General features: G+C 61.3%; 29 protein-coding genes. 15 read left to right on the top strand and 14 right to left on the bottom strand.

What is annotated here, in order from left to right; genetic code table 11:
* Positions 1-3 precede the first annotated feature (3 nt).
* The 3 genes from GRI69_RS02460 to GRI69_RS02455 all read right to left on the bottom strand — a co-directional run bounded on the left by GRI69_RS02460 (position 4) and on the right by GRI69_RS02455 (position 2,288).
* The gene (locus GRI69_RS02460) at positions 4-588 is read right to left on the bottom strand and encodes a fasciclin domain-containing protein (RefSeq protein WP_160726720.1); all 585 of its coding nucleotides are present in this window, start codon (positions 586-588) and stop codon (positions 4-6) included.
* A gap of 14 nt (positions 589-602) precedes the next feature.
* Positions 603-1,616, bottom strand: a complete 1,014-nt coding sequence (locus GRI69_RS15695; RefSeq protein WP_202391787.1) for a hypothetical protein — start codon at positions 1,614-1,616, stop codon at positions 603-605.
* A 72-nt stretch (positions 1,617-1,688) separates the two neighbouring features.
* Positions 1,689-2,288 carry a lysozyme gene (locus GRI69_RS02455; protein WP_160726719.1) on the bottom strand — a complete coding sequence of 200 codons (600 nt, stop codon included), beginning with the start codon at positions 2,286-2,288 and terminating at the stop codon, positions 1,689-1,691.
* Positions 2,289-2,426: 138 nt separating this feature from the next.
* Between GRI69_RS02455 and GRI69_RS02450 the strand changes: the two genes are divergently transcribed.
* Together GRI69_RS02450 and GRI69_RS02445 are read left to right on the top strand one after the other, a co-directional pair.
* On the top strand, positions 2,427-2,648 hold the full coding sequence (locus GRI69_RS02450; protein WP_202391786.1) for a helix-turn-helix transcriptional regulator: 222 nt from the start codon (positions 2,427-2,429) through the stop codon (positions 2,646-2,648).
* Positions 2,645-3,298, top strand: a complete 654-nt coding sequence (locus tag GRI69_RS02445) for a hypothetical protein (RefSeq protein ID WP_160726717.1) — start codon at positions 2,645-2,647, stop codon at positions 3,296-3,298. Before GRI69_RS02450 ends, GRI69_RS02445 begins: the two co-directional genes overlap by 4 nt.
* A gap of 48 nt (positions 3,299-3,346) precedes the next feature.
* Here the strand turns inward: GRI69_RS02445 and GRI69_RS02440 are convergent, their stop codons facing one another.
* The 6 genes from GRI69_RS02440 to GRI69_RS02415 form a co-directional block, all read right to left on the bottom strand.
* Positions 3,347-4,303 carry a PilZ domain-containing protein gene (locus GRI69_RS02440; protein ID WP_160726716.1) on the bottom strand — a complete coding sequence of 319 codons (957 nt, stop codon included), beginning with the start codon at positions 4,301-4,303 and terminating at the stop codon, positions 3,347-3,349.
* A 149-nt stretch (positions 4,304-4,452) separates the two neighbouring features.
* The gene (gene glnA / locus GRI69_RS02435) at positions 4,453-5,862 is read right to left on the bottom strand and encodes a type I glutamate--ammonia ligase (RefSeq protein WP_160726715.1); all 1,410 of its coding nucleotides are present in this window, start codon (positions 5,860-5,862) and stop codon (positions 4,453-4,455) included.
* Positions 5,863-5,920: 58 nt separating this feature from the next.
* Positions 5,921-6,259 (bottom strand): P-II family nitrogen regulator, encoded by a 339-nt coding sequence (locus GRI69_RS02430; RefSeq protein WP_160726714.1) that lies wholly within the window; start codon positions 6,257-6,259, stop codon positions 5,921-5,923.
* A gap of 174 nt (positions 6,260-6,433) precedes the next feature.
* A complete protein-coding gene (argC, locus tag GRI69_RS02425) occupies positions 6,434-7,375 on the bottom strand; it encodes an N-acetyl-gamma-glutamyl-phosphate reductase (RefSeq protein ID WP_160726713.1) in 942 nt (313 codons plus the stop codon).
* Positions 7,365-7,736, bottom strand: coding sequence for an SH3 domain-containing protein (locus tag GRI69_RS02420; RefSeq protein ID WP_202391784.1), 372 nt, complete (start codon positions 7,734-7,736; stop codon positions 7,365-7,367). The genes argC and GRI69_RS02420 overlap by 11 nt, the downstream gene beginning before the upstream one ends.
* A gap of 59 nt (positions 7,737-7,795) precedes the next feature.
* A complete protein-coding gene (locus GRI69_RS02415) occupies positions 7,796-9,184 on the bottom strand; it encodes a leucyl aminopeptidase family protein (RefSeq protein ID WP_160726712.1) in 1,389 nt (462 codons plus the stop codon).
* 43 nt (positions 9,185-9,227) lie between these two features.
* Here GRI69_RS02415 and GRI69_RS02410 point away from each other — a divergent pair, with 43 nt between their 5' ends.
* Positions 9,228-10,058: a DUF3298 and DUF4163 domain-containing protein gene (locus tag GRI69_RS02410; RefSeq protein WP_160726711.1), complete on the top strand. Its 831-nt coding sequence runs from the start codon at positions 9,228-9,230 to the stop codon at positions 10,056-10,058.
* A gap of 41 nt (positions 10,059-10,099) precedes the next feature.
* Positions 10,100-10,927: a type I methionyl aminopeptidase gene (map, locus tag GRI69_RS02405; protein ID WP_160726710.1), complete on the top strand. Its 828-nt coding sequence runs from the start codon at positions 10,100-10,102 to the stop codon at positions 10,925-10,927.
* Between the two features lie 8 nt (positions 10,928-10,935).
* Here the strand turns inward: map and GRI69_RS02400 are convergent, their stop codons facing one another.
* From GRI69_RS02400 to ccmA, 3 genes are all read right to left on the bottom strand, one after another.
* The gene (locus GRI69_RS02400; RefSeq protein WP_160726709.1) at positions 10,936-11,505 is read right to left on the bottom strand and encodes a DnaJ domain-containing protein; all 570 of its coding nucleotides are present in this window, start codon (positions 11,503-11,505) and stop codon (positions 10,936-10,938) included.
* A 99-nt stretch (positions 11,506-11,604) separates the two neighbouring features.
* Positions 11,605-12,261, bottom strand: coding sequence for a heme exporter protein CcmB (locus GRI69_RS02395; RefSeq protein WP_160726708.1), 657 nt, complete (start codon positions 12,259-12,261; stop codon positions 11,605-11,607).
* Entirely contained in the window at positions 12,258-12,839 is a 582-nt protein-coding gene (gene ccmA, locus GRI69_RS02390) for a heme ABC exporter ATP-binding protein CcmA (protein ID WP_160726707.1), read from the bottom strand. Before ccmA ends, GRI69_RS02395 begins: the two co-directional genes overlap by 4 nt.
* A gap of 57 nt (positions 12,840-12,896) precedes the next feature.
* On the opposite strand from ccmA, the gene GRI69_RS02385 reads away from it, so the two are divergent.
* On the top strand, positions 12,897-13,187 hold the full coding sequence (locus GRI69_RS02385) for a 4a-hydroxytetrahydrobiopterin dehydratase (protein ID WP_160726706.1): 291 nt from the start codon (positions 12,897-12,899) through the stop codon (positions 13,185-13,187).
* Positions 13,188-13,190: 3 nt separating this feature from the next.
* Here GRI69_RS02385 and GRI69_RS02380 read toward each other — a convergent pair whose 3' ends face one another.
* Together GRI69_RS02380 and GRI69_RS02375 are read right to left on the bottom strand one after the other, a co-directional pair.
* Positions 13,191-13,997 carry an SDR family oxidoreductase gene (locus tag GRI69_RS02380; RefSeq protein ID WP_160726705.1) on the bottom strand — a complete coding sequence of 269 codons (807 nt, stop codon included), beginning with the start codon at positions 13,995-13,997 and terminating at the stop codon, positions 13,191-13,193.
* Between the two features lie 15 nt (positions 13,998-14,012).
* Complete coding sequence (locus GRI69_RS02375) at positions 14,013-14,630, bottom strand: DNA-3-methyladenine glycosylase family protein (protein WP_160726704.1); 618 nt, start codon at positions 14,628-14,630, stop codon at positions 14,013-14,015.
* Positions 14,631-14,720: 90 nt separating this feature from the next.
* Between GRI69_RS02375 and GRI69_RS02370 the strand changes: the two genes are divergently transcribed.
* From GRI69_RS02370 to GRI69_RS02325, 10 genes are all read left to right on the top strand, one after another.
* On the top strand, positions 14,721-15,038 hold the full coding sequence (locus tag GRI69_RS02370; protein ID WP_160726703.1) for a 2Fe-2S iron-sulfur cluster-binding protein: 318 nt from the start codon (positions 14,721-14,723) through the stop codon (positions 15,036-15,038).
* Between the two features lie 42 nt (positions 15,039-15,080).
* Complete coding sequence (locus GRI69_RS02365) at positions 15,081-16,097, top strand: cysteine synthase A (RefSeq protein WP_160726702.1); 1,017 nt, start codon at positions 15,081-15,083, stop codon at positions 16,095-16,097.
* Positions 16,098-16,111: 14 nt separating this feature from the next.
* On the top strand, positions 16,112-16,495 hold the full coding sequence (locus GRI69_RS02360) for a hypothetical protein (RefSeq protein ID WP_160726701.1): 384 nt from the start codon (positions 16,112-16,114) through the stop codon (positions 16,493-16,495).
* A complete protein-coding gene (locus tag GRI69_RS02355) occupies positions 16,473-17,234 on the top strand; it encodes a motility-associated ABC transporter substrate-binding family protein (protein WP_160726700.1) in 762 nt (253 codons plus the stop codon). Before GRI69_RS02360 ends, GRI69_RS02355 begins: the two co-directional genes overlap by 23 nt.
* A 363-nt stretch (positions 17,235-17,597) precedes the next feature.
* On the top strand, positions 17,598-18,083 hold the full coding sequence (locus GRI69_RS02350; protein WP_160726699.1) for a division/cell wall cluster transcriptional repressor MraZ: 486 nt from the start codon (positions 17,598-17,600) through the stop codon (positions 18,081-18,083).
* The gene (gene rsmH, locus GRI69_RS02345) at positions 18,080-19,018 is read left to right on the top strand and encodes a 16S rRNA (cytosine(1402)-N(4))-methyltransferase RsmH (protein WP_160726698.1); all 939 of its coding nucleotides are present in this window, start codon (positions 18,080-18,082) and stop codon (positions 19,016-19,018) included. Before GRI69_RS02350 ends, rsmH begins: the two co-directional genes overlap by 4 nt.
* Complete coding sequence (locus GRI69_RS02340) at positions 19,015-19,536, top strand: hypothetical protein (protein ID WP_237452895.1); 522 nt, start codon at positions 19,015-19,017, stop codon at positions 19,534-19,536. The genes rsmH and GRI69_RS02340 overlap by 4 nt, the downstream gene beginning before the upstream one ends.
* A 41-nt stretch (positions 19,537-19,577) precedes the next feature.
* Positions 19,578-21,290, top strand: a complete 1,713-nt coding sequence (locus tag GRI69_RS02335; RefSeq protein WP_160726696.1) for a peptidoglycan D,D-transpeptidase FtsI family protein — start codon at positions 19,578-19,580, stop codon at positions 21,288-21,290.
* On the top strand, positions 21,277-22,767 hold the full coding sequence (locus GRI69_RS02330) for a UDP-N-acetylmuramoyl-L-alanyl-D-glutamate--2,6-diaminopimelate ligase (RefSeq protein WP_160726695.1): 1,491 nt from the start codon (positions 21,277-21,279) through the stop codon (positions 22,765-22,767). Before GRI69_RS02335 ends, GRI69_RS02330 begins: the two co-directional genes overlap by 14 nt.
* Positions 22,764-24,236, top strand: coding sequence for a UDP-N-acetylmuramoyl-tripeptide--D-alanyl-D-alanine ligase (locus GRI69_RS02325; RefSeq protein WP_160726694.1), 1,473 nt, complete (start codon positions 22,764-22,766; stop codon positions 24,234-24,236). Before GRI69_RS02330 ends, GRI69_RS02325 begins: the two co-directional genes overlap by 4 nt.
* Position 24,237 lies beyond the last annotated feature (1 nt).

Here is a 24,237-nt window from a genome sequence, read left to right as displayed (position 1 = left end):
ATGTCAGGCTTCCGGTGGCTCCGTGGGGACAAGCACTGTGTCGAGCGGGATGATAACGCCATTCGTGGCTGCAGTAGCACTGCTCGCAAGCTGCGCAGTCGAGCCGGCATTGTTCGTGACCATTATCGTCTCGCCCTCCCGAGAAAAAGTGACCTCGCCCCCGCCCAGCGTTGTCATGGTCACCTCGCCTTCCTGGCCTTCAAGAGCCTGAGCAATATTCTCTGGGGTCAGATGACCCGGAAGGATATGCTCGCGCAGAAGGCCAACCAGTACCGGGCGTTGTTCCTCGGTCATGAGTACGTCACCCTCTTCCCCCAGGGCATCGAATGCCGCATCGTTGGGGGCGAGAAGCGTATAACTTCCAGGACCATCGAAAATCGAGCCCAGTTGCGCCGCTGCAATAGCTCCGTTCAGGCTGGCCATGTCGGGCATATCGCTCAAAGATGCCGCTAGCGTAAGCGTCGCCTCTTCTTGAGTTTCCGCGGCATTTCCGCTGTCGGCAGTGTCTGCACCTTCTGAACATGCCGGAAGTGTGGCGAGTGCTGCGATAGCACCAGCCAGCACGAAGGGTTTCGTGAATCGAGTCATGATGTTTCTCCGGATCAGATCAGCAGGTCGATGGCCGCGGCCACCAAGCGCGTTTCAGGATCGACCTGGTATACGTAGCCATCCGAATATCGATACATATACTCCGGCGTATCGTAATAGCGATCGCGATAGGCGTAAGGCACGTTGTACACGTCGTATCCCATCGGCATCTGCTGGCCGACGGCGAATTCGTCGCCCGTGATCAGCGCCGCGATCGATGTGATGGCGGCATCGTCCGGGTTAACGCGGTAGATTACATTATCGGCATAGCGATATCTATTGGGTCCACCGAGATCATAGTAATCGACGTAATAATCAGGGACGTCGTAGCTCTGGTAACCGCTGGGCCAGACGTTACCGATACCGAGCGCACCTCCGAGCAGCGGAAGCCAGTTGGCTATGCCACCACCATCTCCGTAGCGCACCAGATAACCGTCGTTGTAATAGTAATCGCCGCGGCGATCGTAGTTGCTGAGGCCAAACAGGCTGGGCCGATAATCATAGCCGAACAGACTGCGCTGATAACGGTCGCGAACCTGTCCCGGAGGATTACATCCGTTACGTTTCTTTGCGAGGCCAGGCGGGCAGCCTGCAATTAGCCCGCGGCTGCGATCCTGAACGAGCCAGCGCGTGTCTATCGGGCTGCGAATGATCCGGCGGTCGTCTCGGCCATCATAGCGAACGCGCACTTCGCGGCGATCATCGCGATCTACGCGGCGTTCGATGGTCCGACGATCATTGTCATTACCGCGATCATTCCCGTTTCCGCGATTTGGCTGCTGCCTTTGCGCCGCGCGACTATCATTTCCGTTGTCGGGCTTGCCATTGCCTTGATTGCGTTGGGCCTGCACCTTGCTAGGAGGACCACGTTCGGCCTTCTTGCCGGCATTCCCGTTACCCTTGTTTTGGGCGGCGGTGGGCCTATTGTCACCACCATTGCCATTCCCGTTTCCGTTGCCTTTACCTTGAGCATAAGCACCGCTTGCTGCTAGCGCGAGGGCTGCAACTCCTGCCATTAAAACACGCATTTGTTATACTCCTTTGAACAACGCAACGGGGTCACGCAGGACTCGGTTCCGGTTAATCACGGAGCAAGGCTTTCACTGGGCGACACCCGAACGGTATAGTTCGGCCTCCTCGCGCCTTCGCCGCACGAGGCCTTTGAGCACCCGCCCGCCAGCGTATCTCCATTTGCCAAATTCTCCGGCTGCCAGGTCGAATTCTCCCTGGCAGTGGAATTTCGTCAAACTCGCCTTACCGATGGCACCGGTGTTGAAGTGAAAGCTGACGAGCGCGTCGAATTGTGCCTGCGAGGTTTGGCAGCCGTCCAGAACGCGTTCGACGTCGGTTGCATGACGGGCGATGTCCGCTTCGAGACGTCGATCACATTGCTCTTTCGTCCAGACGATGCCCGGCCGGACATCAGCGCCCGTCGCTCCCCAGCCAATAGTCCATGGCGCCCCGCCAGTACCGGGGTCTGGATAAGCCTCATAACGCCCATCGGCCCTTAGCCGTGCACATCCCTCATGTGCTTTGATAAGGCGTATACCCGCAAGAGAAACTCCGTGGGATGGGATGCGGATATCCGGCCCCGCCCGCATTGCTTCGTCGAGTACTTGGTCCAAGATACGGACCTCGAGGATAGTGAAGCCACGTCCCAGCATGCGGCGAACAGCATCGAACACGATTTTGCGTTTCATCGATATCACCTCTTCCAGATTGGGGAGGCGGAGCGAGTACGCACATTTTGTGGGAGTAGGAAAACGGGATTCCACACACAGAATGACAAGAACGCTTGACTGTAAAGACCTCTTGTCAGTAAAGAGCTCTTTACAGGCATGCAGGATCGTTCGTTGAAGAACCGATTGAAGGAATATCGCGAGGGGCGGGGTTGGAGCCAGGGAGAACTGGCCCGCAGACTTGGCGTCTCTCGTCAGACGATCAATGCGGTTGAGACCGACAAGTACGACCCGTCACTGCCGTTGGCGCTGCGCATGGCGAAGCTTTTCGCCGTGAGCGTGCCCGAACTGTTTATCGATGATTGGGAGCCCACCGAATGAGCAACGCACCTGCCAGCAAGAGTACGGTTCGCAAACTGATATTGCCCGTCACTGTGGGAGGACTGGGCGGCTTCCTGGGGGCCACGGCCTTTTTGCGACTGACGGATTTCGACGGCGTAGCAGGGCTTTCGGTTTCGCAGGAGATCGCGGGCCTCGTCGGATTGCTCTATGTCTTCATCAGCGCTTCGGTGCTTTTTGGCGTCCTCATACCGAATGCCGGTGCGCGCATCCTGAACGTGGAAGATGCCGATGAGCTTCGCGAACAGAAAAAGCAGCTCACACTCAGCGGTGTCGGGTGCGCGGCACTGGGGGCCGCGCTCGTGGTACTCGCTCTGACGGGCCCTGAATTACCTATCCAGCCGGCCTCTGGGGCCGTTATCGCGATCGGGCTGGTACTTGCAGGCACGCTCGCGACTATTGCCATGAAACGCCATACGGACGAACTGCAAGCCTCGCTCTCGCGCGATGCTATCGTCACGGCATTCTATCTGATGTTCTATATTGGTGGGTGCTGGGCTGTGCTTGCTCACGCCGAACTCGTTCGTTCTCCCCTGCCGCTCGATTGGCTTACCATGTTTGCCTGCACGATACTGATCGGGGCGTTCTGGCAGGTGGGCAGACGCGGCATGCTTCTGCGCGGCCGTAATTGAATTGGCAGAAATTTGCAGGTCTCAGTGAGTGAGCTCAGCTGTCGGGGGTTATGCCGGCCGACCTTTGGGATATAGTGTCGAATAGACTTCATCGAGCGTAAGACGACCGTACTCCATCATCGGTGGCTGATGAGGATTTTCGACGTTTCCCAGACGTATTTGCAGATCGCCGCCGATCTCGGATTCGAAGCTTTCGGGACCGTTGTTGGCTATCAAGCTGGATCGATCTTCATATGGCGCGAGTTCCGCGCAGTTCTCGTGGCCAAGCCTGGTCACATCGAATTCTCCGAGGAATTCCAGTCCGAATTGGTGGCCGAAACCCCATCGCACCTTTGCGCTGATCGCCCCGACCTTTGCCAGGACGAGTGAAGCAATAGACCCTTCGGGCATATCGACCCTCTCGGAAAGTTCGATCATCGCTCCTGTGCGGGAGATGTTGCGTAATCGCGCTGTCGTTTCGCGTCCGGCCGATTGGAGTTTGGCCACCCATACCATGCGATGGCGTTCTGCCGCATTGCGCTTCTCGGCTCCGACCATCGCCGAGCGGTTGCCCGAGATCGAATTCTCGCGCGCTATGGTCTTGAGGATGAATTCCTGGACGCCGGCTTCCGCGATGAGCACTGTTTCCGCCAGGAACTCCAGCCCGATCCGCTCGCGCCTGATCCAGCGAACGGCCGTGGTGACCGGAGCACAATCTGCGAGGATCAATCGGATTTCCTGACCGATTTCCACCTTGCCGTCGAACCCTACCATCACCCCGTTCGAGGACAGGTTCAGCACTGTTACCTCATGCTGTGCGCCACCGATTTGGGCAATCGCCGTGGTGCCTTCGAGAACGTGTCTATCCTCATTGCGTTGATGGACGGAACGCGGACCGCGCCGGTCTATGGCTACAGCGCTCAGCCCTTTTGCCTGCGGATCCTGTTTGCGCCGCTTTTTCTGAATGATCACATCCGCGCGATTGTCTTCGGCTTCGGCCGTCATCTCTTTGCGCCAGAAATCCATCTTGCCTCGCCTCGCAAAAAGCCCACGGTGCGGCAGCGTATCGGTCACACACTAAGAAAGGGTATAGGGCCGCCACTCGTCCGCATCTCCCAAATAAAAGGGACGTCCGACTTTCGCCGGACGCCCCCAATTCGTAGGTGCGTGAAACCTTAGGCGCTGTAGTACATGTCGAATTCTGCCGGACATGGCGTGGTTTCGACCCGCAGGACTTCGTCCCATTTCAGCTCGCAATAGGCGTCGATCTGGTCCTTGGTGAAGACTTCGCCCTTCAGCAGGAACTCGTGATCGGCTTCCAGCGCCTCGAGCGCTTCACGCAGGCTGCCGCATACGGTCGGCACGTCGGCGAGCTCGGCCGGCGGCAGATCGTAGAGATTCTTGTCCATCGCTTCGCCCGGGTGGATCTTGTTCTGAATCCCGTCGAGGCCTGCCATGAGCAATGCGGCATAGGCGAGATAGGGGTTCGCCATCGCATCGGGGAAGCGGAATTCCACGCGCTTCGCCTTGTCGCCCGCACCATAGGGAATGCGGCAGGATGCCGAACGATTGCGCGCCGAATAGGCAAGCAGAACCGGCGCCTCGAAGCCCGGGACCAGCCGCTTGTAGCTGTTGGTGGTCGGGTTGGTGAACGCATTCAGCGCCTTGGCGTGCTTGATCACGCCGCCGATGTAGTAAAGGCAATTTTCGCTGAGACCGCCGTACTGGTTGCCAGAGAAGGTCGGCTTGCCGCCGTCCCAGATCGACATATGGGTATGCATGCCCGAACCGTTATCGTCCTTGATCGGCTTGGGCATGAAGGTCGCGGTCTTGCCGTAGATATGGGCGACCTGATGCACGACATACTTGTAGATCTGCATGTTGTCGGCGGTTTCGACCAGCGTGCCGAAGGTGAGGCCCAGCTCGTGCTGCGCGGCTGCCACCTCGTGGTGGTGCTTGTCGCAGGGAAGACCCATCTCGATCATGGTCGAGACCATCTCACCGCGGATGTCGACAGCGCTATCCACCGGGGCGACGGGAAAATATCCGCCCTTGGCGCGCGGACGGTGCGCGAGGTTGCCACTCTCGTATTCCCTGCCGCTGTTGGTTGGCAGTTCGATGTCGTCGAGCGCAAAGCCTGAGCCCGCGTATCCGTCCTCGAAGCGGACATCGTCGAACATGAAGAATTCTGCTTCAGGGCCGACGTAGATGGTGTCCCCGATGCCTGTCGACTTGAGATAGGCTTCGGCGCGCTTGGCGGTGGTGCGCGGGTCGCGCGCGTACCATTCACCGGTCGAGGGCTCTACAATGTCGCAGAACATGATCATCATCGGCTCTGCGCTAAACGGATCCACGTAAACGCGTTCGAGATCCGGCTTCAGGATCATGTCGCTTTCGTTGATGACTTTCCAACCGGCGATCGATGAGCCATCGAACATCAATCCGTCTTCGAGTTGGTCTTCGTCGAGCGTCTTGGCCACCATGGTCAGGTGCTGCCACTTGCCTTTGGGATCGGTGAACCGCAGGTCGACCCACTCGATCTCCTCGTCCTTGATACGTTTGAGGACGTCGCTTGCACTTGCCATGTCTATTGTCTCCGTGAGAGTGTTCGTATTGCGCCCGGCTGTTGCACGGGCAGGAAAATCAGATTGCGTCTTCGTCCTTTTCGCCCGTGCGGATGCGCAGGGCACCTTCAATCGGACTGACGAATATCTTGCCGTCACCGATACGGCCCGTCTGGGCGGCAGCGGCGATGGCCTCGACGGTTCGCTCGGCAATGCCGTCGGACACGACAACCTCAAGCTTAACCTTCGGCAGGAAGTCGACCACATATTCCGCGCCGCGGTAGAGTTCGGTATGGCCCTTCTGCCGACCAAATCCCTTGGCTTCCGTCACCGTGATACCGGACACGCCGATCTCATGCAGCGCCTCCTTCACCTCATCGAGCTTGAAGGGTTTGATGATCGCTTCGATCTTTTTCACGTGTCCACCGGTCCCGTCTGTTGCGTGCGGAGAATGGCCCGCACAGCAACCCAATACATCCTTGCGCGCGACGTTCCAAGAAACGTGCCAACTTCAGGAATGGCGCGATTGCAGGCTTGGATATCTGGACGGCCGGGCAGGGTGCCCAATAGGTAGACGGCTACTGCCTATTTATTAGGCAATGGGGAGATGAAGGCCGGTGGTTTCCGGCAGGCCGCAAAGCAGGTTGAGGTTCTGTACCGCTGCTCCGCTGGCACCCTTGCCGAGATTGTCGAGCTTGGCGACGAGGCGTGCATTCCAGCCCCCTTCGTTCCCGAATACGAACAACTGCATCGCGTCGGTTGGCGCTTCCTCCTGCTCGAGCACAAGCTCGCTCGGTGCATGGCTCCCCTCGACCGAGACGATCTGCGAACCTTCGTAGAACCTCGACAAGGCATCGCGCAGGGCATCGGCATGGGGATTGCCTTCCATCGCGCCGAGATGCAGCGGCACCTCTACGATCATACCGCGATAAGCCGGGATAACGGCGGGCGCGAACAGGACGGGATGGTCCAGCCCAGCATGCGCCTTCATTTCAGGCAGGTGCTTGTGCGCCAAATCATAGCCGTAAGCCCGGAAGGCAGGCGTCGGATTGGATATTTCGTACCGCTCGATCAGCGCCTTGCCGCCGCCCGAATAACCACTCACGGCATTGACGGTGTAGGGCCAGTCCTTCGGGATGAGGCCCTCAAGCACCAAGGGTGCGACGAGTGCGAGAAAACCGGTCGGATAGCAACCGGGATTGCTTACCCGGCGGGCATCGGCAACTCGTTCTCTGCCGACCAGTTCGGGAAAGCCATAGCACCAGCCTTCGGCCGTGCGGTGCGCGCTAGACGCGTCGATAACGCGGGTGCCGCCTGCAGGATCGATCATCTCGACTGCTTCGCGTGCAGCGTCGTCCGGAAGGCAGAGAATGGCGACATCGGCTTCGTTCAGCGCTTCGCGGCGTGCATCTGCGTCCTTGCGCTGCGCGTCATCCAGCGTGAGAAGCGAGAACTCGCTGCGACCTGCAAGCCGCTCGGCAATCTCAAGGCCCGTCGTACCGGCAGCCCCGTCGATAAAGACCTTATGCGTCACTGTCGGGTTTCAGTGCTGAAGTCCGGACGTATCCGCTGGGTCCTTCCGGGCCGCAGGTGATCCACAGCCAGTCACCTTCGCGATCCAGCACTTCCACTTCGGAACCCGCCGGGATCTCCGCACCATTTTCCGCGTCATCGCGCGAATTGAGCTTGAGGGTGACGTCCTGATCGCCGACCACGCGCAAGAGCGGAATCACGTAGTGTGCGGCAAGGAAGCGGTGGGCGAGAGCGACATGTGCCAAATCGCCGCGCAAGGGGAGCGTGCCGGGCGCAGGTTTCTGGATCGGACCTTTCAGTCCGACAATTCCTTCGGGCAAAGAGTAGCTGGCCTTGGCGCTCACGGTCGTGGGGAACTTCAATGATTACGGTTGCGGGCGCTTAACCGCAGCACGGCGCTGCGGCAAGGCCCGCGCACCGCCTATGCCGGTTTGAAACGCTTCTGCAGCATGTGCCAGGCTGCGCGCAGACCGTACGCATCACCGCCCTTGGGGCGACCGGGCTTGCTGGCAGGCCGCCATGCGAAGGTATCGAAATGCGCCCAGTCAATGCCGTCGCCCACGAATTTGTCGAGAAACAGCCCTGCAACGCTGGCCCCGGCAAAGGCATTGGGGTGAGCGTTGTTGGTGTCGGCGATATCCGAATTGAGCCATTCGGCATACACATCGGGCAGGGGTAAACGCCAAGGTTCGTCATCGTTCGCCTTGCCCGCTTCGATCAGTGCAGCGGCGGTCTCGTCCCGCCGAGTCATGAGCGCGGGAAACTCGGGCCCCAGTGCCACGCGCGCCGCACCGGTCAGGGTTGCGAAATCGATGATAAGCTCGGGCTTTTCCTCGCTCGCGCGGGTGAGTGCATCGCCCAGGATCAATCTGCCTTCGGCGTCGGTGTTGCCGATCTCCACGGTTAGGCCCTTGCGTGATTTGAGCACGTCGCCTGGTCGGAAGCTGTTGCCGGAAATGGCGTTTTCCACGGCGGGCACAAGCAAATGCAGCCGGACAGGCAGTTTCGCACTCATTACGAGACCGGCCAGCGCAATGGCATGCGCGGCGCCGCCCATATCCTTCTTCATGAGAAGCATGCCGGAAGAACTTTTCACATCCAACCCGCCGCTGTCGAAGCATACGCCTTTCCCCACGATGGAAAGGACGGGATCCGTTTCCTTGCCCCAGGTCAGATGCATCAGGCGGGGGGCGTGATGGCGCGTCGCCGCGCGACCGACTGCATGGATCATCGGATAATCCTGCTCGAGCTGGTCGCCGCGCGTCACTGACAGCTGACCGCCATGCGTCCTGGCCAGCTTCTCGCACTGTTCTTCGAGCGCGGCGGGCCCCATGTCTTCGGCCGGTGTATTGACCAGATCACGAACGAGGCAGGTCGCCTTTGCCTCGGCAATCGCGGCGTCGATGCTCTTCACGTCCTTGGTCAGCAGCACTCGCGCGCCGACCGGCTTTTCGGGCTTCTTGTACCGGCTGAACTGGTACTGCGCGGTCTGCCATCCATGCAGAGCGGGTCCTGGCTCGCCCTTTGCACGGCGATAGGCGCCTTCAGGCAATGCTTCGGCGAGCTTAGCCATGCACCAGCTCGACAGATCTTCGGGGTTGGCGACCCCACTGACGGCGAACCAGCTATCGCCATCGGGGACGATGCCCACCTGATACCCGCTGCCGTCGAACTTCTGGGCATTCAGGGCAGCGCGCTGCCCGCCAGACAATGTCTTGACCCAATCGGGGAAACCGTCCTTGTTCACCAGATGGATGGGGATAGCTTCCTGTCCACGGTCTGGCTGGATTAGTTCGGCTTTGTCGGCCATGATATTCCCCTCGGGTTAATCTGTTTCGTGCCAAGGTAATTCGATGCGAAAGTCCCTGTTCCTGATTTCCCTCCTTCTGTCGAGCGCAGCCTGTTCGCAATCCGAAGATGCGATCGTTCCGCCCGGAGCCGTCGCAGAATCCAGAGCTGGCGTAACTGCGAGCGCTTCGGCAACCGCTCCAGACGAGCCCAGTGGAACAAACTTCGAAGCTAATTCGAGCAAGGGCGAAGCGAAGCGGGAATTTTCCTATAGCTGGCCTGCCGAAGTAAGCGCCGTTCCGCAATTGGTGCGCCGTTTCGAGGAAGAACGCGACCGCGAACTGGCGGCGCAAAAGGCCGAGTGGCAGGAATCGCTGGATTCTTCGCCTGAAGACTGCGTGAGTTGCAGGAACCGGGGGTTCGAGAAGGAGTGGAAGGTCGTGTCGGATTTGCCTGACTGGCTGAGTCTGTCGGCCGATCTGTATGTCTATACAGGCGGGGCGCACGGAAACTACGGCAGGACTTCCTTTGTCTGGAGCCGGAACGGCCAGCTGGCGCTGGAAGGAATCGACCTATTCAATTCCGCTGTGGAACTGGAAACTGCGCTCGGCGCAAAACTTTGCGATACGCTTAACGAAGCACGCGCGGAACGGCGTGGCACCGAGGTGGATCGGGACGGCGAAGGCTATTTCAACGACTGTCCGGGCATTGACGAGGCGAGCGTATTCGTCGGATCTTCCAACGGCCAGACCTTCGATCGCATCGGGATCTACTACGGGCCCTATGTGGCCGGGTCCTATGCCGAAGGCGCGTATGAACTTGATTTTCCCGTAACCGCCTCGGTGCTCGATGCCGTCAAACCCGAATATGCGGAGGCTTTCAGCGTCCGGCGCTGACGCTCTCGCAATTTGCGCGGGTAGTCGCTACATGATCGCGCATGACCGAATATCAGGTGATCGACAGCGAGCAGACCGTCTATCGTGACGGGACCATCAAACTCCACGGACCCGAAGGGTACGACGGCATGCGCAAAGCCGGACGCCTTGCAGCCGAAATCCTCGACGAACTGACGGATTTCGTGAAGCCGGGAGTTACCACCGGCGAGATCGACGACAAGGTTCGCCAGATGACGCTCGATGGCGGCGCAGTTCCGGCAACCATGGGCTATCGCGGTTATTCGCATAGCTGCTGTACCTCGATCAACCACGTGATCTGTCACGGAATTCCAAGCGACAAGGCTTTGAAGGACGGCGACATCGTCAATATCGATGTCACCCCGCTGCTCGATGGATGGCATGGCGATACGAGCCGCATGTACTTTGCTGGCGAACCGTCACTGAAGGCGCGCAAGCTGGTGGATGTGACCTACGAATGCCTCATGCTGGGAATCGAGGCCGCCAGCCAGCCCGGAGCACGGCTGGGCGATATCGGCGCGGTGATCGAGGCGCATGCGCGCCAGCATCGTTACGGCGTCGTGCAGGAATTTTGCGGACATGGCCTGGGCCGTTTGTTCCATGATGCGCCCGAAGTGATCCATACCGGCAGGAAAGGCACGGGACCGCTCCTGAAGCCGGGCATGTTCTTCACCATCGAACCGATGATCAATCTCGGCCGTCCGCACGCCAAGATGCTCAATGACGGGTGGACCGCGGTCACGCGCGACAAGTCGCTATCCGCACAGTTCGAACACTCCATCGGCATAACCGAGGACGGGGTCGAAATCTTTACGAAAAGTCCGAAGGGCCTGCATCAGCCTCCCTATTGAGGCGTGCGCTAGATCTCTCGCGCCGCCTGTTCGAGCAGGAGCTTCTCCTTAGCCGCGCGGCTGTTGGAGATGACGTGATCGACCCCTTCGATGGTAATCGCCAGCTCGCTCTGCTGGGTAATCTCGATGTAGCCCTTCGATTTCAGATACCAGGTGTGAAACTCGAAGCTTTCGTCCGAACAGTCGAGTCCGCGCTGGACGTAATATGGCATCACACCCGGTTCGCGGGCATTCTCGCGGCGCTGCCGGTAGAGCGCCAAAAGGATTTGCTCGTGCATTTCGGCGTCCTGCACAGCAGTTGCACCGTCGATGATAATGTCTTCTCGCGGCGTCCCAGCAGGCTTTTCACCCCGCTCCAAAATATACCGTTTGTCATATTCTGACCGCTTGGCCGGATCCTTGAGAATCCGGTAGGCTTGAGTCAGCTCCTGGAAGCGATCCACGTCGGCTGTTTCGGTGTGATCAGGGTGATAGAGCTGGGCAAAATGCCTGTACGCCTTGTCAATTATTGATCGCTCGCAGGACGGGTCGACCTGGAGCAGCGCGTAGATGTCTACGAATTCCTCATCATTTTCCAACGCCCAATCCCCCCCTGTGAGATGCCATCTGCGTTTGCTTAAGAATTTTGTAGCTGGTTGTCATCCGTTCGATTTTGCATCCCGAAGTAGTTTGAAAACCTAAACTTCGCGCGCCGCCCGAAGGGCCGCTCCAGCCGCGAAGGGGGCGACGGCGCATAAACCGAGGCTTATTGCTGCGGTGAGCAAGAGGGCAGACGGATCGGGCCGCGCAAGTGCACCTGCGCCGAAGATCAGTATCGGCACCGACAGGGGAATTACCATGATGCCAGCGAGCGCCGCCCCTCCGCGCAATGTGGCGGAGAGAGCTGCAACGGTGAGACCCACTGCAGCGAGGCCGGGCGTACCTGCCAGCAAACCCAGCAGCAATGTGCGCGTCGTTTCGCCTTGCAGTCCCATCAGCGCAGCCGCCGGAAACGTAGCCAAAAGCAGCAGCGGCGCGAAAGCCAACCAATGAGCGACGAGGCGCGTTGCCATCGACAGTTCTTCCGAAATTCCGCGCAGGGCCAGCTGGTCGAAGACGCCCGCTTCCAGATCGTCCCTCACCAGCCTGTCAAGGGGGAGAATCGCCGCGAGCAGCGCCGCGACCCAGATTACTCCGCCGCCGGTCCGCGCCAGCAGTTGCGCGTCGGGTCCGACCGCGAAGGGATAGAGCATCGCGACGGCCAAAAAGAACAAGAGAGGCAGGATGCCGCCTCCGCTGCCGCCCGGCATCAACAGCCCAAGGTCCCGGCGCAGAATGGTCAGCGGCGCGCTCACGCTGCATAGTCCTCAATGGCGATGGCCTCTTTGACGCGTAAGCCGATATCCTGATGAGAAGCCACGACTGCGATGCCGCCATTTTCGCAATGCCTCGCCACCAAAGCCTCGACGCTCTTCTGGGCCTCCATATCCAGCCCGTTGAGCGGTTCGTCGAGGAACCAGATCGGACAATCGCTACCGGCGAGGCGAGCGAAGGCCGCACGCTTTTTCTGTCCGGTAGAGAGATAGCGCACCGGCACATCAAGCAGAGGTTCCAGCTGCAAGAGATCCAGCGTCCGTTTGGTATCCCGCGTCATGTCGAGCCTCTGCCAGAATGCCAGCGCCTTGCCGAGCGGCTGGTTCGGGTCGAGAGCGAGGCGCTCATCAATCAGTCCAATTTCGCCACTTGACCTGACTTGCCCCGCAAACGGGCGCAGCAGACCTGAAAGAATGCGTATCAGGCTGGATTTTCCGACCCCGTTTGCGCCCGTAATCTGTACGATATCCCCGGGTCCGCAGGTAAGTGAGAGCCCCTTGAAGAGCAGCCTGTCTCCGCGTCGGCAGGCAATGTCGGTCGCGGTGAGCTGCGCTTGCATGGCCGGATGCGATAGGCAAAAGGCGCGGCTGCGACAAGCAACAGAGGATTCGCCGATATGGCCATCGAGGAACTTACCCCCCAAGAACGTGACAGCTGGCTGCGCGCGTTGCCGAAATGGTCGCTCGCCCGCGACGGTAGAGCGATCGAGCGCAGCTTCGAATTCGCCGATTTCGCCGAGGCTTTCGCCTTCATGACCCGCATCGCGATCATCGCGGAAAAGCGCGACCACCATCCCGAATGGTCGAATGTCTACAACAAGGTCGAGATTGCCCTGACCACGCATGACGCAGGCGGGCTTTCGCTGCGCGACGTCAACATGGCCAAGAAGATCGACAAGATCGTCTGATTGCTACTTGCCCATCGGTCTGATGCTGGCACGGGTCTGCTTGCGGACCCGGCCGGGCATCCAGCGCGCACCGAAGGCGAGCTTTTTGGCGGTCTGGCCGACGGTGGTGTGCAGCTTCTCGCCATGGACGGCGTCCCAGGCAGCCTGGGCTACGTCTTCGACCGGTGTGATTTCGAGGCCTGCCTCTTTGACCCGGGTCCGAATGTCCTCGTTGGTCTTGGCATTGGGGCTGTGATCGAGAAGCGGGGTTTCGATGAACCCCGGCATGATCGAGCGCACCTTGATGCCGTCTGCGGCCCATTCGCCGTCGAGGCTTTCAGTGATCGCCCGAACGCCGAATTTGGTTGCCGAATAAACGCTCGCACCAGGTGTGCCGTAGATCCCGGCAGCGCTGGCCGTGTTGAGCAGGCATGATCCGGGCGCGGTTTTCTGCAGGTGCGGATAAGCCGCCTGCGCACCGAACAACACGCCTTTCAGATTGATGTCGAGGCAGCGGGTGATCTCCTCCTCGCTATTCTCGATCAGCGCGCCGCCAAGCGGGATACCGGCGTTGTTCGCCACCACGTCGATCCGGCCGCCTGCAGCGGTGGCGAAGCTGTCGAGCGCCTTGTCCCAGGCAGCCCGGTCACGCACGTCGAATGTGTGCTGATACACGAATCCGTGGCCGATCAGGTCGCGCGTGACCCACATGTTGTGCTCGTCGAGATCTCCAAGGCCGACGAACCAGTCGCGCTTGCCGAAATGTAGCGCGATGGCCCGGCCGATGCCCGATGCGCCGCCGGTGATGAAGATCGCCTTGCGCGTGCTCATTAAACCACTCCCCAGTTAAAGCGCCGGATCGGCGTATGCATGCCATGTGAAGATAGCCATCGCCCCGCGGTGTGGTTTCCACTTTTCCGCCAGCGCACGCGTTTCCTTTTCGCTGGGGCGTTCGGGCAGTTCGAGCATCTTGGCGCAGGCGGCCTGCACGGCAAGATCGCCCGCAGGCCAGATGTCCGGTCGCCCTTCTGCGAAGAGCAGGTAGATTTCCGCCGACCAGCGGCCAATCCCCTTGATCCGGGTAAGCTCGGCGATAGCGTCCTCATCGTCCTGGGGCAAATTCTCCAGGTCGAGTTCCCGGCCATCCACGAGTTCGCACAGCGACCGGACATAGCCCTGTTTCTGCCGCGACAATCCGCAGGCGCGCAACGTGTCGAAGTCGCGCGCCAGAAGCTCGTGCGCGTGCATCTCTTCGCCGAGCTCGGCTTCGAGCTTGCGCCATACCGACGAAGCCGCCGCCACGCTGACCTGCTGCCCGACGATTGTGCGCAACAAGGTGCGATAGCCAGTCTCGCGAATGCGTTCGGTCGGATAGCCGACGCGTTCGATCGCGCTTGCGACAACGCGGTCCTTCGCCGCCACGGCATCCAGATGATCGCGTATCGTTGCTGTCGTCAGCCCCATGGCTATGGCTTGCCTTCCCGCGCCGGTTTGAATAGCAGCGCCTCGCATACGGCCCGCGCAACGGCCAAGGCAATACAGGACACGCATTCGATGCCCAAGCTGATCGTTACTACCCGCGAAGGCGAGACTTCCGAGATCGAGGTCGAGGACGGCCTGACAGTCATGGAAGCGATCCGGGACAACGGGTTCGACGAGCTTCTGGCGCTGTGCGGGGGATGTTGTTCCTGCGCGACATGCCACGTCCACGTCGATCCGGAATTCACCGGGAAGCTGCCTGAAATGAGCGAGGACGAAGACGACCTGCTCGAAAGCAGCGACCACCGAGTCGATACCTCGCGCCTCTCCTGCCAGATTCCTTTCACCGGCGATCTGGACGGGCTGAAGGTTACTATTGCGCCTGAAGATTGATGTTGATTGCGCGGATGGCGGTGCGACACTACCTCCGTAATCATGACACAAGTTCCCGTTCGTGAGCAGACCCTCGACCTGATCGGCAATACCCCGCTCGTCCGCCTTGCCGGACCTAGCGAGGAAGCCGGATGCGATATCTACGGCAAGTGCGAGTTCGCCAATCCCGGGGCCTCGGTAAAGGACCGGGCTGCGCTCTACATTATCCGTGACGCAGAAGCGCGGGGTGAATTGAAGCCCGGTGGCTGCGTGGTCGAAGGAACTGCCGGCAATACCGGCATCGGCATCGCCTTGGTCGCCAATGCGCTCGGTTATCGCACCATCATCGTGATGCCCGATAATCAGTCGGCCGAGAAGATGCAGACCTTGCGCGCGCTCGGCGCGGAACTGGTTACCGTGTCGCCGACCAAATATGCCGATCCCAATCATTTCCAGCATGTCTCGCGCCGCCTGGCGGAAGAGACCGAGGGAGCGATCTGGGCGGGCCAGTTCGATAACACGGCCAACCGCAAGGCCCATATCGAGGGTACGGCAAAGGAAATCTGGGAGCAGATGGATGGCCGGATCGATGGGTTCACATGCTCGGCAGGTACGGGCGGCACGATCGCCGGCGTCGGCATGGGCCTCAAGGAATTCGACGAGAATGTCGTCATCGCCTTGACCGACCCGCACGGTGCAGCGCTTTTCAACTATTATGCCAAAGGTGAGCTGAAGGCCGAAGGCTCCTCCGTCGCCGAAGGCATCGGGCAGGGGCGCATCACCGGCAATCTCGAAGGCGCACCGATCGATACGCAGTTTCGCATTTCGGACGAAGAAGGCCTCGAATGGGTCGCACGCCTGCTACGCGAGGAAGGGCTGTGTCTCGGCCTGTCTAGCGGTATCAATGTGGCCGGCGCCGTTGCGCTGGGCAAGCATTTGAAGGCTGAAGGTCGCGAAAATGCCCGCGTCGTCACCATCTTGTGCGACAGCGGTTTTCGCTATCTTTCGACGCTCTACAATGCGGAATGGCTGGGTTCGAAGGGCCTGCCGGTTTTCGACTGGCTGGCCCAGAGCGATTGACGGGAACATAGGAGATGCCCAGAATTCCCGGAATGCCGCGTAGTTTCGACCTGACCCGGAGTGCGTCTCGCGTCGGCGAGCCCTCCGATGTGCCGCTCGGCGGAACGCGTTCGCAGTCCTTGCATCGTCTGCAGATCGGAATTGGCGGCGTGGTTCTCATGGTACTCCTCGTGGGTCTTGCCAGCCTGATCCAGGATCGCACCCGCGAAGTGGACGCAGCGGCAGTGCCGGCTGCCGCGCCAACCACCGAACCCAGCGAAGCGGTCCAGCAGAGCGACCCGCTGGTCGAGGCGGGCGTGGTTCCCGACTTGCCCGAAGGCCCGGCACCCGTGGCGACCCAATCCCCCGCAACTGTTCCAGAACAGGGCGCGCAGAATGAGCCGGCCAATCCGCAGTAAGGCGCTGATAGCGGCTTCGCTTGCGCTTCTGGCGGCCTGCAATGGCGGTTCTGCGCAGGAACAATCGCCGCCGACAGACGGGGAGGCAGGTCCGAGCGCGAGGATCGGCCTGTTCTCGACCCTTCCCATCTATTGGGGTGAGGGCGGAGATATTAGTTCAGTCCTGCAGGGCAATGAAGAACACGGGTGGGTTCGTGGGGCGCTGGAAGAAGAAGGCGAGCTCGTCCCGCTAGATACCCTGGAAGAAGATTCGCTTGACGGGCTGAAGCGCGTCGTGCTCGCCCAGCCTCGCCCGCTCGCGCCTTCGGAGAATGTCGCCTTCGACACTTGGCTGCGCGAAGGAGGACAGGCGTTGATCTTTGCCGATCCGATGTTGACCCAGCACAGCGATTTTCCCCTGGGTGATCCGCGCCGCCCACACGACATGGTAGTGATCTCGCCGATCCTGAACCATTGGGGGCTCGACTTGCTGTTCGACGAGGAACAGGCTGCCGGGGTCCGCACGATAACCGAAGGCACGATTGAATTTCCCGTAGATCTCGCCGGCAGGTTCGAGGCGCGTGGAGGGGCTGCCGACGTAAAGTGCTCGGTATCTTCCGGCGGACTGGTTGCAGATTGCCGGGTGGGCGAGGGGCGCGTCCTGCTCGTAGCCGATGCGGCTGTGCTGGATGACCATGTCGAAGAACCTGCGAGACACACGGCCCTAGGCGCATTTTTGGATCGCGCTTTCGCGGACTGAACACACCTGCGGGAATTCGCGGGACTCGGGCGGGGATTTCGCGGGAAAAGCCCGCATCAATTCAAGCCATGCCGGTGATTCTCCAGTCTTTTCTGTGGCCTATGGTGACGATTCGTTAAGGATACCAACAATTTCTGGAAGTCTTTTACTTATATAAAACAACATGTTGCCTGCTTATCCCGTAAAATCCCGCAATTTTCCCTTCCATCCCCGCGTCACCCGCGATAAATCATCCAGACATCGGACATGCCATTGTCTTGCGCGAGCCGCCTCGGCGTCTCGGGCCGCGAAAGCGTCTGCTTTTGCGGAGGGGGTAGGTGTGGCCGGTGAGGAGGATGTCGAACGCCAGCTGGGGACAGGGCAGTGCAATTCGGAGGGTACAGCGGACAAGCCTATTCGCCTGCGGGCGATAAGGGCCGCTTCGTGCTTCCGCCGCTCTTCCGCAAGGCCGTAAAGGAAAGCTCCGACGGCCGCGTCCTCTGCCTCATGAAGCACCCAATCTGGAATTGCCTCGTCGGCTTCGGTCTGTCGCGCAAGGAAGAGCTCGACGCCCAGTTGGACCGCGAAGAGGAAATAGCCGTTCGCGTTGGTAAGGATTTCGACCGCGACACCCGTGCCAGCCAGCTGTTCGGCTTCATCGAACTGCCCTTCGACGACAGCGGCCGCTTTGTCATGCCCGATCACCTGCGCACACTCGGCCGGATCGAAGACGGGCTCTACTTCCAAGGCGGCGGCCGTTTCTTCACTCTCTGGAACCCGGCGCAGCTCGCCGAAATGGGCGACGATTGGGCCAGTGCCAAGGCCGCCTGCGAAAGCCTGCTCGCCGATGCGAAGGCCAAGGGCAAATGAGCGGCGCACCCCACATTCCGGTCCTGCTCGACGAAGTGATCGAAGCGCTCGACCCGCAACCGGGCGATGTGCTGATCGATGCGACCTTCGGGGCGGGTGGCTACACGCGCGCGCTGCTCGAACGCGGCGCAACGGTCCATGCATTCGACAGGGACCCCGACGCTGTTGCTTCGGGTCGCACCTGGCGGGAGACTGAGCAAACTCCGCCCCGCCTCATTCTTCACTCGCACCGCTTTTCCGAGATGCTCGATGTCATGCACGCTGCCGGTGTGGAGCGTGTGGACGGTGTCGTGATGGATATCGGCGTATCGTCCATGCAGCTCGACCAGGCAGAGAGAGGTTTCGCCTTTTCCGCCGATGGCCCGCTCGACATGCGGATGAGCCAGGATGGCGAGAGCGCGGCCGATTTCCTCAATAGTGCCGAGGAAAGCCAGATTGCCGATGTGATCTACCAGTATGGCGAGGAACGCCAGTCGCGCCGCGTCGCACGCGCCATCGTGGCAGCGCGGCCGCTCAAGACGACCGGTGAGCTGGCCAGCGTGGTGCGTAAGGCACTGGGCTACAAGCCGCACGACAAGAAGGACCCGGCCACGCGGACCTTCCAGGCCATCCGGATACATGTAAACGGCGAGCTCGACGAACTGTCCCAAGGGCTGTCGGCCGCCGAACACCTGCTGTGTGAAGGAGGCTGCCTTGCGGTGGTCAGCTTCCACAGCCTCGAAGACCGGATCGTCAAGCGCTTCCTGCGCGAGGCATCCTCAACCCCGAGCGCCTCGCGTCACGTCCCCATGGCGGCGCAGGTCGATCCGGTCTTCTCCCCCGTTTCCAAGGCGATCAAGCCCACCGAGGCTGAGATCGCCCGCAATCCGCGTGCGCGTTCTTCGGTGCTGCGCCACGCGGTGCGTACCTCCACACCAGCACGGGAGGCCGCATGATGGCCCAGACTTCACGCATCAGGCAGATCGGCTGGCTGCTGGTCCTCGGCGCCTGTGTTGCCGCTTTCCTCGCGCTTACCTTCAAGGTCAACGCAGTGAAGAGCGACGTGCGTCTGGTCGAACGCCAGATCATCGCGGCGGAACGCTCGAAGCTGATGCTGGAAACCGAATTCCAGACCCGCGCAAGCCAGCACCAGTTGGCGGCGTGGAACCAGGTCGAATTCGGCTATAGCGCGCCTCGCGCAGATCAGTATGTCGAGCACGAGCGTCAGCTGGCCGCGCTGGGTACCCCGCGCGGGCTGGGCGCGCCGCAGCCGATCCGCTTCGCCAAGGCAGACACCGGGCCGGTCGAAGAGGAGAGCCTGTTCGGCGACTGGCTCGACGAAGATGACGGCGAGGGCGTCGCCCTCGCAGTGGCAGGTGCCGATCAGCCTTCGCGGCGGTTTGCTACCAGTCTCGCGCAGCGTCTTGCCAGCCCGGCAGTCGTGACGGTCGCTGCAGCAGAGGTCACCCGGTGAACGCATTCTCGGCTCTCCATGGAGGACCGGGGGCGGTAAGCATGGCAATGGCGAGTGGGCGCGTGCAGCTCGTCAGCATTCGCCAGAGATCGCTCGATCTGGCCCGCTGGCGGGTGCTGTGGATCGCGCTGGCATTTGCTCTTCTCGCAGCGATGGCGCTGACCCGCATCGTCTATCTCGGCGCGGGCGGCGAAGGTGCGCGTGCGACTTCGCTCGAAGCGGCACTGCTGCCCGACCGCGGCGAGATCGTCGATCGTAACGGTGTGCCGATGGCGCGCGCGTTCCCGGCCTATGCGCTGTGGTTCAACCCGGAAGCGCTGGGCGAGGACCAGTCGCCGCTCGTGGAAAAACCGGCGGCAGTCGCCGCGCAGCTGAAGACCATCTTCCCCGATCTCGACGAGAAGGCCGTCACCGCGCAGCTTGCCAGCGGTGAAGCGGGTTACATCCGCCGCCGCCTGCTGCCTGAAGAGGCAAATCAGGTGCAGGACATCGGCGAACTCGCCCTTGAAATGCCGATGGAGGAAGACCGCCATTACCCGCAAGGGCAGATGGCGGCGCATGTGCTTGGCTATGTCGCCGCGGACGGCAAAGGCCGAGTGGGGATGGAGCAGGTCTTCGACGAGCACCTGTCCAATCCGCTTACGCGCGGCACGCCTGTCGCGCTTTCGGTCGACGTGCGGGTGCAGGGTGCGCTCGAAGACGAATTGCGGCGCGGCATGAAGCTGACGCAGGCGCAGGGCGGTGCGGGCATCGTCCTCGATGTGGATACGGGCGAAGTGCTTGCGCTTGCCTCTTTGCCGGAATTCGATCCCAACAAGATCGATGCCGAGGGCGAGAAGCTGATGTTCAACCGGGTGACCAATCAGGTTTACGAACTGGGATCCACCTTCAAGCCGCTGACCGTGGCGGCGGCAATCGATTCCGGCACCATTCGCGACCTCGGCCGGCGCTTCGATGCCTCGCCGGTCAAGGTCGGTCGTTTCACGATCCGTGACGGCCACGCCATGGGACCGACTCTCAACGCGGTGGAAACGCTGATCCACTCTTCAAATACGACAACCGCCCGGATCGCGGACGATGTCGGTCCAGAACGGATGCGGCAATACATGATCGATCTGGGCATGAACGCACGTCCGGAAATCGAATTGCCCGCCAAGGGCTTTCCGCTCTGGCCGGGTGACAAATGGGCGCGACTTACCAACATGACGGTCGGCTTCGGTCACGGCATCGCGGTCACCCCGCTGCACCTTGCCAGCGCCTATGCCACGATGGTCAACGGCGGTATCTATCGCCCCGCAACCCTCAAGAAACTCGGCCCGGGCGAAGCTCCCAAGGGCCGCCGCGTGTTCAAGGCTTCGACCTCCAGCCGGATGCGCCAGATGATGCGCGCCATCGCGGTCTACGGCACGGGCCGCAATGCCGATGCACCGGGTTACCGCGTCGGTGGTAAGACCGGTTCGGCCGAAAAGCCGGGCGGAAAGGGCGGATACCGCCGCACCGCGCTGGTTTCCACCTTTGCCGCCGCCTTCCCGATGGACCGCCCACGTTATGTCATCGTTGCCATGCTCGATGAGCCCAAGGGAACGCTCGCCAGCTCCTACCAGCGAACGGCAGCCTGGAATGCCGCCCCTATCGTCGGCCGTCTCGTGCCGCGTATCGGCCCCTTGATCGGCGTGCGTCCCGACGACACGCGTGATATCGATATCTCCGCCATCACACCGTTGATCCCGGAGGCGCGCAATGAAGCTGAGTAAGATCTGCGCGCAGGCCGGGATCGACTGCCCCCAAGCCGGTGATGCGCCTGTGACCGGCTTCGCGATCGACAACCGCAAGGTCGCTCCCGGTACCGTATTCGGCGCCTTTCAGGGCACGCAGGTCAATGGCGAGGATTTCATTCCCTCAGCTATCGAGGCAGGGGCCGTGGCGATCGTTGCCAGGCGGGAAGCAACTGTCGAAGGCGCCATCCACATCGCGAGCGAGACGCCGCGCAAGTCCTTTGCCGAGTTGGCGGCGCAATATTTCACACCGGTGCCCGAGCACATCGTTGCGGTTACCGGAACCAACGGCAAGACATCCTGCGTCGAGATGACCCGTCAGATCTGGCGCATGTCCGGCGAACGTGCGGCCAGCATCGGCACGCTTGGCGTCACCACCCCCGACGAAAGCGTATCGACCGGGCTGACGACGCCTGATATCGTCACCTTCCTGTCGAATATGAGCGGGCTGGCCCGCGAAGGCGTGACCCATGTCGCCTATGAGGCGTCTAGCCACGGTCTTTCGCAATATCGCAATGAAGGCATTCCGGTCGAAGCCGCCGGTTTCACGAATTTCAGCCGCGACCACCTCGATTACCATGCCGACATGGAAGACTATTTCGCGGCCAAGATGCGCCTGTTCGATGAGGTGGTCTCGGATGATGCAACGGCGGTCGTGTGGATGGGCGCAGGCGACAGCGGCTGGAACGCGCGCGTCGTCGAACATGCGCAGAAGCGCGGGCTGAAGATCATGACCGTCGGCGAGCAGGGGGAGGACATCCGCCTGATCCGCCGCGAGCCGACCCAGCTGGGCCAGTCGCTCACCGTCGAACACGACGGGACGGAGCGGACCATCAACCTGCCGCTGATCGGGGCTTACCAGGTGTCCAATGCCCTCGTCTCCGCGGGTCTTGCCCTTGCCACGGGTATCGACGCGAGCCGCGTCTGGGATGTCGTCGCGCGGGTTCAGCCCGTGCGTGGACGGCTGGAACGTGCAGTGATCGCGCCGAGCGGCGCGCCGGTCTATGTAGACTATGCGCACACTGCCGAGGCACTTGCGGCTGCAATTGAAGCGCTTCATCCGCACCTGCGGGGGCGACTTATCACCGTTTTCGGTGCCGGCGGGGACCGCGATCGCGGCAAGCGCGCGCCGATGGGCGAGGCTGCAGCCAAGTCCAGCGATGTCGTCATCGTAACGGACGACAATCCGCGCGGCGAAGAACCTGCGGAAATCCGCCGCCAGGTGCTTGAAGGTGCGCCGCAAGCGCGCGAAGTGGCCGGGCGTCGCGAAGCCATCCATGCAGCCATTGCCGAAGCGGGCAGGGACGACATCGTCCTCGTCGCGGGCAAGGGCCATGAAACGGGTCAGATCATCGGATCGGGAGAAAACATGCGGGTCCATCCCTTCGACGACGTGGAAGTCGCACGCGAATGCGCGGCGCTGATTGCCAAAGACAGCACTGGCGGTGACGCATGAGCGCCGCCATCCTGCGTCACCCGGCCTATATGGAATGGCCAGCCGATCCGCGCGATCGCCTGCCGCTGACTTTGTGGGATGCAAAGTCCATCGCCGAGGCGGTGAATGGCACCGCCAGCTGCGATTTCCAGGTTGCGGGGGTCGAGATGGACAGCCGCGATGTAGTCAGCGGTGATCTCTTCGTTGCGCTCAAGGGCGAAGCGATGGACGGCCACCGCTTCCTCGACAAGGCGTTCACGAATGGAGCAGCCGCTGCATTGGTCGATCGCCCGGTCGACTATCCGCATATCCTTGTTGAAGACACGACCGACGCGTTGAAGGCGCTTGCCCATGCCGCGCGTGAACGGACGGAAGCGAAGATCATTGGTGTGACGGGGTCTGTCGGCAAGACCGGCGTCAAGGAAGCCATTTTCGCCTCGCTCGAGCGGGCCAGCCGCGGCGCGGCGCACCGTTCGACACGGAGCTACAACAACCATGTCGGCGTGCCGCTGAGCCTTGCGCGCATGCCTGCGCGCAGCCGCTTCGGCATCTTCGAAATGGGCATGAACCACGCCGGCGAGATCGAGGGGCTCACCACACAGGTCCGCCCGCATGTCGCGGTCATCACCACCATCGCGCCAGCGCATATCGAAAACTTGGGGTCGATGGAGGCCATCGCCGAGGCCAAGGCCGAAATCTTCGCCGGTCTTGAACCGGGGGGGATCGCGGTGATCCCTGCCGACAGCGAACATTTCGAGCGCCTCCGCCTCGCCGCATTGAGGATGGAAGCCAAGGTCGTAAGCTTCGGGCGTTCGCCCGAGGCGGACATGCGCCTGCTGGACGCGATACCGAGCGCGAATGGCGGCAGTCTCGTCACCTGCGAATTTGGATTTTCCGAAGGCGGCTGGGGCCGGCTGTGCTATACCGTTGCCGAGCCGGGCGATCACTGGGTGATCAACTCACTCGCCGTCATGGCGGCAGTTCGCGCGGCAGGCGGCGATATGGCCGCTGCCGGACTGGCACTTGCCGAAATGGGCGGGCTCAAGGGACGCGGCGCGCGCCACGGCATCGACGTGCCCGGCGGCAAGGCGCTGCTGATCGATGAAAGCTACAATGCCAATCCCGCCAGCATGCGTGCCACGCTTGCGCAGCTTGGCCAGACACCGTCGGCGCGCCGGATCGCCGTGCTGGGATCGATGAAGGAACTGGGCGATTTCGCCGACAGGTTTCACGGGGCGCTCTCTGAGCCGCTGATCGCGGCCGATGTCGACTATGCGGTGCTGGTAGGCGACGAGATGCGCGCATTGGCCCGCGAACTGGGGAAACCCGCCTTCAACTCGCTTGGCAAGCCGCTCGAGTGGGAGCATTGCAATTCAGCCGAGGAGGCTATCGCGCGGCTGGAGGATTTCGGATTGATTGCCGGAGACGCCGTGCTGGTCAAAGGCTCCAATTCGGTCGGGCTGGGCAAGCTCGTGGACCACTTTACCTAGG

The sequence above is a fragment of the Qipengyuania vulgaris genome, from assembly GCF_009827325.1.
In the GTDB taxonomy this organism is placed as follows: Bacteria; Pseudomonadota; Alphaproteobacteria; order Sphingomonadales; family Sphingomonadaceae; genus Qipengyuania; species Qipengyuania vulgaris.
This window is presented reverse-complemented; position numbering and strand designations above follow the sequence as displayed.

Coding starts and splice junctions, on each gene's coding strand:
- GRI69_RS02460 (WP_160726720.1), bottom strand. CDS start 588: ATGACTCGATTCACGAAACCCTTCGTGCTGGCTGGTGCTATCGCAGCA.
- GRI69_RS15695 (WP_202391787.1), bottom strand. CDS start 1,616: ATGCGTGTTTTAATGGCAGGAGTTGCAGCCCTCGCGCTAGCAGCAAGC.
- GRI69_RS02455 (WP_160726719.1), bottom strand. CDS start 2,288: ATGAAACGCAAAATCGTGTTCGATGCTGTTCGCCGCATGCTGGGACGT.
- GRI69_RS02450 (WP_202391786.1), top strand. CDS start 2,427: ATGCAGGATCGTTCGTTGAAGAACCGATTGAAGGAATATCGCGAGGGG.
- GRI69_RS02445 (WP_160726717.1), top strand. CDS start 2,645: ATGAGCAACGCACCTGCCAGCAAGAGTACGGTTCGCAAACTGATATTG.
- GRI69_RS02440 (WP_160726716.1), bottom strand. CDS start 4,303: ATGGATTTCTGGCGCAAAGAGATGACGGCCGAAGCCGAAGACAATCGC.
- glnA (WP_160726715.1), bottom strand. CDS start 5,862: ATGGCAAGTGCAAGCGACGTCCTCAAACGTATCAAGGACGAGGAGATC.
- GRI69_RS02415 (WP_160726712.1), bottom strand. CDS start 9,184: ATGGCCGACAAAGCCGAACTAATCCAGCCAGACCGTGGACAGGAAGCT.
- GRI69_RS02410 (WP_160726711.1), top strand. CDS start 9,228: ATGCGAAAGTCCCTGTTCCTGATTTCCCTCCTTCTGTCGAGCGCAGCC.
- map (WP_160726710.1), top strand. CDS start 10,100: ATGACCGAATATCAGGTGATCGACAGCGAGCAGACCGTCTATCGTGAC.
- ccmA (WP_160726707.1), bottom strand. CDS start 12,839: ATGCAAGCGCAGCTCACCGCGACCGACATTGCCTGCCGACGCGGAGAC.
- GRI69_RS02385 (WP_160726706.1), top strand. CDS start 12,897: ATGGCCATCGAGGAACTTACCCCCCAAGAACGTGACAGCTGGCTGCGC.
- GRI69_RS02380 (WP_160726705.1), bottom strand. CDS start 13,997: ATGAGCACGCGCAAGGCGATCTTCATCACCGGCGGCGCATCGGGCATC.
- GRI69_RS02375 (WP_160726704.1), bottom strand. CDS start 14,630: ATGGGGCTGACGACAGCAACGATACGCGATCATCTGGATGCCGTGGCG.
- GRI69_RS02370 (WP_160726703.1), top strand. CDS start 14,721: ATGCCCAAGCTGATCGTTACTACCCGCGAAGGCGAGACTTCCGAGATC.
- GRI69_RS02365 (WP_160726702.1), top strand. CDS start 15,081: ATGACACAAGTTCCCGTTCGTGAGCAGACCCTCGACCTGATCGGCAAT.
- GRI69_RS02360 (WP_160726701.1), top strand. CDS start 16,112: ATGCCCAGAATTCCCGGAATGCCGCGTAGTTTCGACCTGACCCGGAGT.
- GRI69_RS02355 (WP_160726700.1), top strand. CDS start 16,473: ATGAGCCGGCCAATCCGCAGTAAGGCGCTGATAGCGGCTTCGCTTGCG.
- rsmH (WP_160726698.1), top strand. CDS start 18,080: ATGAGCGGCGCACCCCACATTCCGGTCCTGCTCGACGAAGTGATCGAA.
- GRI69_RS02340 (WP_237452895.1), top strand. CDS start 19,015: ATGATGGCCCAGACTTCACGCATCAGGCAGATCGGCTGGCTGCTGGTC.
- GRI69_RS02335 (WP_160726696.1), top strand. CDS start 19,578: ATGGCAATGGCGAGTGGGCGCGTGCAGCTCGTCAGCATTCGCCAGAGA.
- GRI69_RS02330 (WP_160726695.1), top strand. CDS start 21,277: ATGAAGCTGAGTAAGATCTGCGCGCAGGCCGGGATCGACTGCCCCCAA.
- GRI69_RS02325 (WP_160726694.1), top strand. CDS start 22,764: ATGAGCGCCGCCATCCTGCGTCACCCGGCCTATATGGAATGGCCAGCC.